We start from the raw sequence: 13,015 nt of genomic DNA on the forward strand, positions 1-13,015 counted from the left end.
TCAGCTGAACGCCCACAGCGCGACGAACACGACGACGAAGAGGAGGGCGACGGACCCGAGTACGCGGCCCGGATACCTGTTGGCCAGGTCGGAGAGCTTGCCCGTGAGGGTGGACGATTCCGATGCGAAGACCGTCTGCTGTGGGACCGGTGACTGCGAGGCCAACGGCTTGAAGACCGACGGCGGTGGGGGCGGCGGGAGCGACGGCGGGGGGAGCGATGGCTCCGCGAGCGGTTGCTGGGGGAGTGGCGGGGGCGCCGCGGGCAGCTGTGTGCCGTTCTGGCTCATCTTGTCCTCCACCAGCTGGCGCCACAGCTCCGGCGGCAGGTCGGGGACCTGGCCGTTCGCCGGTCGGAGGATGCTCTTCCGGAGCCAGTCGGCATCGGTGGGCAGGGGGCTGAGGCCCACCAGGTGCAGTACCTGCGCCAGATGGGGCTGATGGCGCGGATCCCGGACATACGGGGCGACGGCCCACGTGAAGAGGCCGGCCGCCCGGTCGACCTCCGACACGTGTTCCGGGCTCGGCTCCTGGAGGTTGAAGTACAGGCCGTTCAGGAGCACCTCCGTGCACAGCTCGTGCCGCATCCCGGGATGACGTACCTGCACCCGGTCGGGCCTGCCCAGCTCCCTCAGCAGCAAGTCGAGGGAGTCCGGAGGCAGTTGTTCGCCGAAGGTCAGCTCGTGCAGGAGCACCTCGTCGCTCTGCTCTTCCAGCCGCGCGATCAGGTAACCGCGCTGCATGCCGTCACCATGAACGTTGCCGAGCAGGTCCCGGTGGAGGGCATGGGGGTCGTGGCCGTTCGCGGGCGGTGGGGGCGCGGGAGGTGCGGGCACGGAAGGTGGCGTCGGGTCCGGCCGGCGGGGCGTGGTCCTCGGGCCGGAGGCGGGGCCCGCGCCGAGGATCTGCTTGAGCAGGTCGCTGCGCCGCCCCCAGTCCATGGCCGCGCCCTCGGGGAGCTTGTCGACCAGCTGCGGTACGCCCGGGTCGGCCTCCGGGTGCGAGAGGAGGTGCGTCACCAGCTGAAACGCGGCCTTCTGCTCGAACCCGTGGTGCGCCTCCGCGCGGCCCCTGATCCGGGCCAGCGGGCCGGACTCACCCGAGTCCGCCTCCCAGCGTGGGACGGACATCAGCCGCAGGGGATGGCCGTCCACCGTGTCGTACGTGGCGAAGGTCCACCGCTTCCTCAGCCATGGCCCGAAGATCAGGACCAGCCCGAGATAGGCCACCGGAACCAGGTCCGGCGTCGGCCAGTCACGCGGTGTCTTCTCCTCCAGCAGGAGGGACACCCGCTGCCGTGGATCGCGCAGCAGCTCCGCCGTGGCCAGGATCAGCGCGTGCTGGACCTCCGGCAGCCGCTCCAGCATCTCCGGCCGCCGCTTCCACGCCGCCCTTTCGAGTTCCGCGCGGTCGAACTCGGGCAGCCCTCCGGACGCCTGCTCGACCTCGCCCTGCCCGCGCCAGCCGCCGTACGCGAGGGTGAGGCACCGCCCCGGCGTCAGGGTGTCGTGGTCCCCGACCAGCACATGGCTGACCGTGCTGGGCCGGCCGCCCCGGTCCTTCGTGGGCCGGCGCTGGACGAGCAGGACGTCGCCGTCACGGGACAGCGTGCGTACGACGCTCGGGCGGGCGGCCGCCGCGCCGGACACCCACAGCAACGAGCCCAGATCCCGGCCCAGTTCCTCGGCGCGCCCGGCCTCGCAGGAGTGGGCGACGGCGTGCATGCCGGTGTCCTGGCGGCCCTGGTTGCCGTCCCAGCGGAAGACGACCTGGTGCACCGGGCCCCGGCCCTGGAAGTCGTTCACTGAAGTTCCCCTCCTTCGGATTCCTCGGGCTCCTCGGGCCCGGCGGCCCGCTCGAACCGCCCGGCGTCCCCGCCCCGCTCGACCTCTTCCCACGGCACCGCCTCCAGCGCGGGCGCCTCTCCGATCGCCAACGCATCGGCGCCGCCCCGCACTTGGACCATGCCGTGCATGGCGAGCAGCGACAGCAGCGGCTCCAGCACCCGTCGGGGCCCGGCCCCGGCCGGATACCGGCCCTGGTCCTCCTGGCCGCCGGTGGCGGACGCGATGTGCAGGGTGCAGCGGCGGACCGCGTCGAAGGGACGCAGCCACGCCTGGCCCGCGTGCCGGCGCAGCAGCCCGTACACGTCCCGGCTCTCCTCGCGCATCAGCTCGGGGTCCAGCGAGGTGGCCGGCGGCCGGGTCAGCCAGCGGTCCACGGGCGGCTGGAAGCGCAGCAGGTCGGCCTTGCCGAGCACCATCGCGGCCGGCACGTCCAGATACCCGCCGCTCTTCGGCAGCCGGTCCAGCACCGTGCCGAACGCCAGGTCGCCGTCCCGGTTCACCTCCACGCCCCAGCGCTGCCGGGCGTGGTCCAGCTGCGGCAGCGGCAGGGCCAGCGCCGGGTCGACCACGAAGACCAGGGCGTCGACGCCGAGCAGGAACCGCAGCGCCGCGTCGGTCCGTACGAGGTCCTCGCCGCCGAGGTCGAAGAAGGCGACCGGGCGCACCTGACCCCGGGCGTCGGTGATCAGCAGGGACTCCACGAAGCGGGCGAAGTCGTCCATGCCCAGCGCCGCGGTGTGGTCCAGGACCTTGCCGTTGCGCAAGGGCTGCACCCGGTCCCGTACGAACCGGGCGTGCTGCTCCGGATTGACGGACTGCCACTTCAGGCCGAACGGTTCGAGACCGCCGTCGGTGATCGCCGCGATCATCTGGGTCAGCAGATGGCTCTTGCCGGTGGAGGACTGGCCGACCATCGCGACGGTCAGCGGGCGGCCGTGCGTCAGATAGGGCACGGCGATGTAGTGCGCGGGGAACTCCGGGTCCGCGGTGCACTTCTGGACGGCGCCGCGCATGACGTCCGTGCGCCGTACGGGGTTGTTGATGCCCTTGAGGTCCAGCGGCTGGTACTGCATCCGGCTGTCGGTGACGAACAGCTTCGTGAGGTCGAGCCGGATGGTCTCCAGGCAGTACGGGCAGAGCACCTCGCCGTTGGCCGTTTCGGCCCCCGGCGTCCTGCCGGTCCGGGAGGCCGGTGCCTGGCGTTTGAGCTGCAGCGCCTCCTCGAAGGCGTCGTGGTGCGGGCGCGTCTCGTCGGGCGGTACGGCCAGCCGGACCCGGCGGGCGGTGCCCGGTGCCATGAGGTCGAGCACCTGGGCGGGCGTCGGCCGGTCGGCCGCCCTCGGGGCGAAGGCGTCGCGCACCATCTGGTCGAGCATGCGGTGTTCGCCGAGGTCGGGCGGCGGGCGGTCGGCGGGGCCGAGCCTGCCGGTCGCCAGCCGGTAGAGCAGCTGGGCCGCGCTCCACACCGCGTCCCTGGGGTCCGCGAGCCCCTCGCCGTCGCGCTGCTCGGGTGGGCAGAAGGGCGCCGCGCCCCATGGGCGCCTCGGCCGTCCGATGCCGGTCACCGACTCCAGCCCCCAGAGCTGGACCCGGGCGCCGTCCCAGCGCACGGTGGCCGGCGAGACACCGCGCGGCAGCAGGCCCCGCCGCTCCAGCAGACACAGCGCCAGCATCAGGTCCCGGGTGAAGACGCCCTGGTCGGCGGCTCCCATCACCTGGATCCGGGTGACGGCCGTGCCGCGCGGCGGGTCGTACAGCAGGAACGGCTCTGCCGCGTCCAGCTCGTAGCCGATGATCCTCGGGAACAGCGGCGCGTAGTCGGTGTCTCCCAGCGCCTGGTTGAGCTGCAGGGTGGTGCCCGCCTCGATGTCCAGCAGGGCGCGTGCCGCCGGGTTCGCCGAGTCCCGCGCGCTCAGGCGTACCTGCACGCACTGCTGGCCGTCGTCGTCCAGTACGGCCTTGCGGATCAGCTGGGGCAACGGCCGCTCCCGTCGGAACTCCCGGCCGACCCGGACCGGGGTGACGCGCCGCCGCCCCGACGGCAGCGTGAACGCGAGCTTGTCCGGACCCGGTCCGCCCGGCCCCGGCAAGGGAGAATGCGTGGTGCTCGTCACCAGCGGTCGCCGTCCCCTCGTGCGTCGGACTCCGGCTGTGCGCTGGACTCCGACCGTGCGTCGGCCTCCGACCAGTCGCCCGAACTCAGCCAGGCGTCGGCGTCGGTGCGGTCGTATGTGTCGGTACGGTCGTACGCGTCGCTCCGGCTGTCCGTGTCCGCGTCCGCGTGGTCGTAGGCCTCCGTGCGGGCGTACGCGTCGCTCCGGTCGTAGGGCTCCGGCTGCTCGTACGGCTCCGCTCGGTCGTACGGCTCTGTCCGGTCGTACGGGTCTGTCCGGTCGTACGAGTCCGTCGGGCCGTACGACTCCGTCACGGCGTCCGTGTCCCTGCCGACCTCCCTGCCCATGTCCGTGCCCGTGCCCCTGTCCGGCCCGTCGGGTCCCGAGCCGTGCCGGGGGCGGATGGTGTCGATGACGCCGATGCGCAGGGGGGTGAGGCGGACCAGGCCGGCGTATCGGCCCGAGGACGTCCACAGGACCTCCTCCGGGTGGACCGTGCCGGTCGTGCGCCAGGTCTTCTCGACCTCGTCGCGTACGGCTCGCGGGGCGAACCGGAGCCACACCGCGGCCGCCGGGTCGCGGCTGAGCAGCGTGCCCTGTTCGGGCGTGGACAGCTGGACCACGGCCTGGCGTTCGGCCTCCGCGCCGACCAGTTCGGCGGGTCCGAGCGGGTCGGTGCCGAGCAGGTTGGCCGAGGTGGCGCGGACGCGGCGCGGGGCGGCGAACGGGGGCGGGGCCAGTACGCCGTTGTGCTGGAGGTGGTGGCGGGCCGTGGACAGCAGTTCGCGGACCCGTTCCTCGGTACGCCGCACGGCACGGGCGCCGGCCTGGCCGCGTTCGACGGCACCCCAGTAGTGCTTCATGGCCTCCAGGGCCGCGTCGGTGAGGTCGGCGGACAGGGTCGTGACCAGTTCCGGCCCGCCCTCACCGCTCTCCCGCTCCAGCCAGCGCGGCACAACTCCCTTGCCGCGCCGCCCACTTGAAAAGCCGCCGCTCTCCGGGCCCGGCTGCTTTCCCTTCCCGTTCTTGTCCTTCTCCTCTTCCGCCGGTTCGTCCTCCCAGGCGTACACGCTCGCCCAGTCGCCGTCGTCGGATTCGCCCGGCGCCTCGTCCGGCTCCAGGTCCGTGTCGTCGACGAGCCAGTCGGTCTCGGCGGCCGCCCTGGCGCCGGACGCCCCGAAGGCCGCGGACGCCCCGGCGCCCACCGGCCGTTCCTGCTCGGGCACCGCCTCCGCCTCCGCCGAGGCGGCCGTCGCCCGCAGCATGCCGGCGACGGAACGGGCGGCGTCGGCGCAGTACAGGCGCTCCTCCACGGCCCAGTGCTCCCGGACCGCCTCCGCGAGCAGGGTGTCCAGGCCGTCGAGGGCGTGCCGCAGTACGGCGGTCATATGGCCCGGCGCCCAGGAGGTGGCCGCCGCCCGCCAGAGCCGGCGTACCGTCTCCGTCGCGCCGCCGAGACCGACGAGCAGTCCGATGGTGCCCATCCAGACCGGGGAATCGGTGGCGTAGCCGACCGCCGCCCCGAGCGCCGCGCCGACGAACGCCGCGACCTGGGGAGCCACGGCCCAGCGGCCCGAGCGTCCCGCACCGCGCAGCCGAACCGCCCCGAGCTGCGCCATCCCGACGAACAGCAGCGGCACGACGAGCGCCAGCGCCAGGAACGGCCCCGACCACAGCGCACCGAGCAGTCCCGCCCCGGCCGCCGCCAGCGGGCCGACCACCGGCAGGCCGGGCACCGTGGCGTCCGCCGCCCCCGCCGTCTGCCGGGCCACGGCGTCGGCGGAGTAGGGCGTGAGCTTCGGCAGCAGCGCCGAGCCCGGCAGCGGCTCCACCCGTCCGGCGAGTCCGGTGAAGCGCTGGGCCACCGACCGCAGGGCGAGCCCCTGGCCGAGCAGTTTGTGGGCGAACTCCCGCAGGCCCTCGCCGATCCGCTCGCCCATGCCCTCGGCCGACGGCACCCGCAGCCCGAGGGCCGCCAGGCGGGTCGCCGACTCGGCGGCGGACGGTGCCGTGCCGCCGCCGCTGCGCAGGGCCGTGGCGACGAGGTCGCGGTAGGTGTCGAGCGCCTGGCGCGCCTCGTCGACGTCCGTCTCGAAGGCGACCCGGCGCCCGGAACGCACCAGACCGGGCAGGGTCCGCAGCCCGGCCAGCGCCTCCTCGGCATGGTCGAGGGCGTCCGCGCAGGCACGGTAGGCGTCGTCGGCCACCCCGCCGGGTTCCCGGTGTCCCAGGTCCCGGCTGCCCCGGCCCGCCACCAGACCGCGCAGCGGCTCCGGCAGATCGGCGCCGGAGGAGGCGGTCAGCAGTACGTCCGGGGCGAGTTCGGTGTCCTCGCCGGCGAACCGGGTGAGCGCGTCGCGCCAGGCCCGGTCGCGCACCTCCGGTGGCAGGTCCTGCTCCAGCAGCCGCACGCCGGGTGCGGCGACGGCCTCGGGCAGCGACTGGACGCTGTCCAGCACTTCGAGGTAGACGTCCGGGACCGACAGGACGTCCACCAGGACCGCCAGCGCGTCCGGGTCGTCCGGCTCGGGCTGCTCCAGCGCGGTGCGGGCCGAGCGCAGATCACCGGCCCACAGCAGTGCGGTGCCCGGGGCCCGCAGTACGGCGGGCCGCAGCAGCCGGCGGTCGGGCTGGAAGCCGCCCTCGACGCCCGCGAACGAGCCCGGCGCGCTGCCGACCAGCAGCACCAGCAGCCTGACCTCGCCCACCGCCCGGTAGCCGGTGAGCAGTTCGTACTGCACCTGGTGGTCGGTGAGGCCGGCCGGGGTGTCGACGACCAGGAACAGCGGGTCGTCCGGCTCCGGCAGCCCGGCCCGGCCCAGCTCCTGGGCGACCCTGGCCCGCAGGGCGGCCGGATCGTGCAGCGCCGCCGCCCCGGCCCGCAGGTCCAGATGAATGACGGTACTGAAGTCCTGGGCCCGGCTCACCGCTCGTCACCGCCCCAGGGGGCGTCGCGGCCGGTGTCACCGGACTCGTCGTCCCAGGGGGCCCGGGGCCGGCCCGCGTCGTCGGGGTCGGGCCTGTCGTACTCGCCACGGCGACGGTCAGCACCGGGGCCACGCCCGCCGTAGTCGTCGTACTCCTCCCGTTCCTCCCGCTCCTCCCGACGGCCACCGCCGCGGGAACCCCCGTCGCCGCGCTCACCGCCGTACGGCTTGTCGTAACCACCGCCGTAGTCACGGTCGTACTCGTCCTGACCGCCCGCGCCCCCGCCCCCGCCGCCGCGCAGGGTGACCGGCGAGGTGCCCCAGTCGTCGTCCTCGGGTGCGGTGCGCCGGGCTTCGCCGAGGCCGTCGCGGGTGCGCGGGCCGTTCGGCGTGCCGCCGCGGATGTGTTCCAGCAGAGTGCGCAGCGTCGGCTGGACCGCGCGCTGGTCGCCGAACTCGGTGTCCAGCGCGGCGGGCAGCGTCTCCGCCCAGAACTCCCAGAGCGGGCGCACCCAGCCCTCGATGCGCTCGCCGCCCCGCTCCCGGCGCTCCGTCAGCAGCTCCAGCTGGCGCGGGGCGACCTTCTCGACCAGGTCGACGAAGAGGGGATGCGGTTCGCTGCCGGTCCGGGCCAGGCCCTGCGGCTGGGCCTGCATCAGCTCACGGCAGTAGTCCTCGACGATCCGCTCGTCGTCCAGGACCGTCCAGCGTTCGTACGACCGCAGCAGTTCGGCCCAGCTGGACACGCCGCCGGGGTAGTCCCCGAGCCGCAGCCGTACGCCGGGGACGTGGGTGCCCTTCTCGGGGTGCAGCCGCAGCCGGACCCGGTCCGGCGACGCCGGGTCGCCGTCGACGACGTCCACCTGGCCGTTCCACATGCAGCACAGCAGCCGGTGCAGGATGACGCGCCGGTCCTCCTCGCCGCTGACCATCCAGCTGTCCCGGTAGCCGAGCCGCTGCCGCCAGCGCAGTACGTCCTGGGCCTGCTCGGAGTCCTTCGCGCGGGCCCACTGGCGCAGCACCTTGCGGGCCTCGGGCACCTGGGTGAGGCTCATCTCGCTGCGGAAGAGGACGACGGTGATCGAGTCGCTCTCCACACCCCGGTACTCCACGGAGTTCTTCGCGTCCGACGGCAGCCGCAGCGTCTTGCCGAGGAACTCCTGCACCTCCTCCACCGCCTGCACCCGCGGATAGGTGACGAGGACCCGCAGCAGTCCGGTGCCCTCGGGAGTGAACCCGACCGGCAGCAGCCCGGTCAGCTTGCGGCCGAACAGGTCGAGCGCCTCCTTGCTGACCTGGTCCTTGGCCTCGGCGTCGCCCGCCGCGGCGGCCAGCAGCGTGCCCATGGACGGCAGCAGCGGCCGCTGCTCCAGATGCGCCCCGCTCTCGGCGAAGAGGCGGGTGATGCGGGCCTCCAGCTGCCCCTTGACCCTCGACACCGCGCCCTCCGGGTCACGCCGGCTGAGCCCGTGGACCTGCCGCCAGGTGTCGCCGTCGACCAGCTTGAGCAGCAGATCCGCCTCGTCGTCGTTCTCCCGCAGCGCCTCGCGGTGGATCAGCCGGCCGACGACGTCCTCGTAGAAGTCGTTGAGGCTGCGCTGCGGCGGCAGCAGATACGAGATGCCGGTGCGGTCCTCGTACAGTTCGCGGGCCTTGTGCTGGGAGGTCTTGCGCTCCTGGTCGCTGTGCCTGCGGAAGGCGTTGACCATGCGCACCAGGTCGGTGCCGGCCGCGTCGGCCTGGGGCTGCCAGTGCATCTGCTGTTCGCGCCAGGCCTCGTGCCACACCTGGCGGCTGCGCCACTGGTACCAGAGGTCCTGCTCCTGGATGGCCGCCTGGACGTCGTCGTCGCCCCAGCGGGCCGGTGCCAGTCCGCCCAACTGCCCCTTGATCCGGGGGATCTTGGGCGGCTGCTCGGTCACGCCGGGCGGGCGCTGCGGGGTGCGGGCGCGGGCGTCCAGCATGCCGAGGAAGCCGAGCTGGGCGATGCGTTCGTCGCTGTCGGGGACGCCCCGCACGACGCGTTCGGCGAGGAAGGGGTCCACGGTCTGGAGCAGTTTGTCGATGGCGGGGCGCGGCGCGAACCGGTCGGCCATCGCGGCGGCCGTGCGGTCCGCCTCGGCCCGCAGATCGAACAGCAGCCGCTGCATGTCCGCGATGCGCTCGCCGAGCGCCGCCTCGATGCTGCGGCCGCCGCGCGGCAGCGGCTCGGGCTCGGGCACCGGCAACTGCCTGCGTTCCCACAGCTCTTCGAGGTGCGAGTCGGCGAACAGCTGCCGGATCATCGGCACCGCCCCGTCCCGCAGCTCCGCCCGGGGCCGCTCCACGAGGTCGGTGACCGCCGTCCGCAGCAGCCGTCCGGCCACCAGGTCGGCCAGCTGGTCCATCGGCGCGGTCATGGAGGCGACCAGGCTGGTGGAGACGCCCTGGCGGCCGATGCCGGTCGGGGACACGGCGCTGCGCTGCACGCCCCGGTTGATGAAGCTCGCGGCGAAGGTCGTGAAGTCGTCGTCGGCCGCCATCGTCCGGCCGGCCGTACGGCCGTCGCCCAGTTCGGTGCCGATCAGCGACATCACCAGGGAGACGATGGAGCGGCGCAGGTCGTCCGCGCGGATACCGGCGGTCGGGCTGAACAGGAACCCGGTGGGCAGGATGCCGGTGCGCAGCCGGATCGGCGTCATACCGGGGTAGCGGATGCCGAGCCCGAGCTCCTGGTCGAGGTCGCCGATCTCATGGCCCTCCGACGGCGCGTTCTGCGTGTCCACCAGCCGGAACAGGTCGACCAGCGCCCGGGCCGCGTTGAGTTCGGCCTCTCGTCCGCCACCGGTGGCGGTGCCGAACGACGACGGCATGACGACCAGCGGGTAGATCTTCACGCCGTCGAAGCGGCGCAGCTGGAAGGCGTGGTTGATGAGGTGGAGGTAGTCCAGGAAGATCCCGGCGCCGGTGCCGCCGGCCACCGAGAAGGCGACGAAGACGTCACAGCCGTTGACCTTGCCGCCGCCGAGCTCGCTCAGCTCGCCGCCCGCCTTGGCGATCGCGTCGATCGCCTGGAGCAGCGGCTCCAGCACCGGGTTGAGGCCGTGCCGGAGCGTGGCGAACAACGCCGCCCGGCCGACCGTCGGCAGCTGGCCCGCGCCGGCGTGCAGCGGGGTGACCTTCGGCTCGTCCATGCGCGGCGGCAGCCAGTCGGCGACCTCGTCGCGCAGCACCGCCCGGAGCATCTTGGTCACCTCCGGGGAGGCGTCGAAGTTCGGCAGCAGATTGTGGGTGGCCCGGGAGGTGCGGGAGTACGCCGCCCGCAGCGACGGGTCCACGTTGAACTGCGGCAGCCGCTGCAGATCGCTCTCGCTGTAGTCGGCGTAGACGAACTGCAGACAGTCGGGCAGTTGAAAGGGGGCGTGGCCGTTCTGCCGGCTGAGCGCCATGCCGTCCGGACCGCACAGTTCGGCGCGGAGCCTGCGTTCCAGCTCGGCACCGACCAGACCTCCGGTGCCGCCCAGGCCGACGAAGAGCATCGGCTGGAAGATCTTCATGGTTTCCTCCCCGCTGTACGGCCGCCGAGGCCGCAGGTTTGTGCTGGGTACGTCCGTGGGGCCGCGCGACGGGACGGCCGCGCGGGGGTGCGATGCGGTGCGGTGTTGTGGTGCGGTGTGGTGGTCGGGGGCGGGCCGGGTGGTGATGTGCCAGGGCCCGCCCCGCCCGTCACAGGAACTCGTCGTAGGTGCCGGTCTGGCCCGGGGTGCTCGGGCCGGGCCCCCCGGCGTAGGTGCCCGCGTAGGTTCCGGTGCCGGTCCCCGGCGGGGTCCCGCCGAGGGAGAGGCTCAGCGCGTCGGTCAGCTGGACCCGGCCGCCGCGCGCGGCCAGCGGCAACCGGCTGCCGCCCTTGCGCACCACGGCCCCGCCCTCGCGACTGCGCCGGACGGCGTACGGTCCGTGCGCGCGCTTCTCGATCCGAGGGCTGCGATGGGCCTCGGCGACGGCGAACTCGTACCACTGCTTGTTGTTGCCGTGCCCGGCCTTGTGCTCGCCGAGGACGGTGCCGTCGTTGTCGACCAGTTGCAGCACCAGCCCGTACGGATCCCGCCGGCGCCTGCGCAGCCCCAGCCAGGCGACGACGGCCGCGACGGCCAGCGCGAGGACGATGGCGCCGGCCACGAAGGCCCACCAGTACTGCTCCCAGATCCCGGGCTTCGGCGTGACCTGAACCGAGATGGGGGTTCGCTTGAGGGCCCGGTCGTCGTCGGTGGCGTCCACGACGGTGAAGGTGCCGGAGACGTCCACCCCGTCGCCGAGCCGGTCGCCGAAGACGCTCGCGGGGGCGACCCGCACCGTGACCTTCCGGGTGCCCTCCGCACCGGGCTTGAGGGTGATCTCGGTCGGCTCGACGGACAGCCGCCGGTCCTGCACATCGGCGACGGACAGCCGCAGGGTGTGCGCGGTGCCGGTGGTGTTGCTGACGTCGAGGGTGCCGGTGACCGATCCGCCGGGGTGGACGTCCCCTTCGGGCAGCTCCAGCACGGCCTTGACGGGCAGTTCGCCGAGCGCGACCTTTCCGGTCTCGCTGCGGGTGTCGGCGCTCAGTCCCGAGGCGGTGAGCGTGGCGCTCACCGTCAGCTCCCCGTCGGCGTCCTCGGGGATGGTCACCGTCCCGGTGAAGTCGCCGTCGCTCGCGTCGGAGTCGGCCCCTTTGCCGTCGTCGGCGAGGTCGAGCGCCCGCGGGGAGAAGCCGTCCCCGGTCAGCTCGCTGCGCACACGCAGCCCCTCGTAGTCGCGCGGGTCCTTGATCTTGTAGCCCTCGCGGGTCTGCAGCCCCATCGTCACCGTGACCTTCTCACCGGCCTGCGGCGAGGGCGGGTCCATGGTGATGGCGCCGTTCAGCTCGCCCTGCCACAGCACGCTGACGGCGACGGGCAGCGAGCGATGCCCCTCCGGGGCCTCGGCCTTCACCTTCCAGACGCCGGGCAGCGGATCGACGATCTTCAGCGCCTCGACGGTGCCGGAGCCGCCCGCCAGCTCGAACCGGGACCCCTTGAAGGACCCGGAGGTGGTGGGGATCTCGTCGCCCTTCGGGTCGAAGTAGGTGATCTTCACCTCGGGATCGCCCTTGTCGACGACGATGCTGCCGACGGTGGCCAGCGGGGAGATACCGATCTCCAGGGTGGCCGGCGGCCGCTTGCTGGGGCCCTCCTCGTGGCGCAGACAGTGCGCCGCGGCGAAGATCCGCTCCAGCGTGCCGCCGACGTCCTTCGCCCCGTCGACCTTGTGCGCCCTGGGGGTCGCGGAGGGCAGTTCCACACAGCCCTTGCGGTAGCCGCCGGCGGCGATCTGGTCGAGCTGCTTCTTGTCCGGGTCGGGTCCGAAGCCCAGCGGCCAGATCTGCACGTTCTGCGCGGCGGCCTCCTTGAGCGCCTCCTTCAACTGCCGCTCGCCCTCGGCCACACGGTGCGACTTCTCGCCGTACTTGAAGCTGTCCTCGACGTCCATCTTCCCGTCGGTCAGCAGGAACAGCACCCGGGGCACCTCGGCGTCGGTGCCGTCGGTCAGGTCGTTGACGCCCTGCCGGATGGCGGTCGGCAGATCGGTGCCGGTGCCCTCGTCCTTCTTACGGCTGCGCAGCCCGTCCACGCACTTGCCGACCTCCTCGCGGCCCGCCGAGTTCAGCGTGGTGGGCCGGCAGACCGGGTCCACCACGCGCTGGCCGCGCTTCTCGGCGGCGGCGAAGCCGAACACCGTGACCTGCGAGGACGACGACACGTCGCCCAGCGCGATGCGTTTGGCGGCGGCCTTCTCGGCCCGCATGTCCTCGGGCGCGAGGCTGGCTGACTCGTCCACGGCCACCGCGTAGTTGACCGCGGGGAACACCGGTTCGGCGTCCGCCGCCGGCACCGGATCCCGACCGGCCGGCGCCAACAGGGACGCGAACACCGCGGTGCCGCCCAGCGCCGAGAATGCGGCGCGGCGCACCCGGGTCCTTCCTGTCTGCAGTCTTCCCGTGACTCTTCCCACGGCCGTCCCCTTGGTCTTCGACATTCGTGATGCGTGCGTGAGGTGGGTGCTTCTGGTTCTTGGCTCTTGGCTTTTGGTTCGTCGTTCGTCGTGTGGCGTGTGCGTGTGGCGTGTAGGTGG

The 13,015-nt window shown here is 73.4% G+C and carries 5 protein-coding genes; all 5 read right to left on the reverse strand.

The features are described from left to right. A complete protein-coding gene (locus ACFWYS_RS30905) occupies positions 1-1,803 on the reverse strand; it encodes a hypothetical protein (RefSeq protein ID WP_384775913.1) in 1,803 nt (600 codons plus the stop codon). After that, a complete protein-coding gene (locus tag ACFWYS_RS30910; protein ID WP_384775914.1) occupies positions 1,800-3,959 on the reverse strand; it encodes a hypothetical protein in 2,160 nt (719 codons plus the stop codon). Before ACFWYS_RS30910 ends, ACFWYS_RS30905 begins: the two co-directional genes overlap by 4 nt. Continuing rightward, positions 3,956-6,886, reverse strand: a complete 2,931-nt coding sequence (locus ACFWYS_RS30915; RefSeq protein WP_384775916.1) for a hypothetical protein — start codon at positions 6,884-6,886, stop codon at positions 3,956-3,958. Before ACFWYS_RS30915 ends, ACFWYS_RS30910 begins: the two co-directional genes overlap by 4 nt. Further along, positions 6,883-10,422, reverse strand: coding sequence for a tubulin-like doman-containing protein (locus tag ACFWYS_RS30920; protein WP_384775918.1), 3,540 nt, complete (start codon positions 10,420-10,422; stop codon positions 6,883-6,885). Before ACFWYS_RS30920 ends, ACFWYS_RS30915 begins: the two co-directional genes overlap by 4 nt. A gap of 169 nt (positions 10,423-10,591) precedes the next feature. After that, positions 10,592-12,853 (reverse strand): VWA domain-containing protein, encoded by a 2,262-nt coding sequence (locus tag ACFWYS_RS30925; protein ID WP_384775920.1) that lies wholly within the window; start codon positions 12,851-12,853, stop codon positions 10,592-10,594. Positions 12,854-13,015: the final 162 nt, after the last annotated feature.

The organism is Streptomyces sp. NPDC059010 (assembly GCF_042740355.1).
Lineage (GTDB): Bacteria > Actinomycetota > Actinomycetes > Streptomycetales > Streptomycetaceae > Streptomyces.

Excerpts from the sequence above, each read along its gene's own strand:
- ACFWYS_RS30920 (WP_384775918.1), bottom strand. The coding sequence starts at position 10,422 with ATGAAGATCTTCCAGCCGATGCTCTTCGTCGGCCTGGGCGGCACCGGA.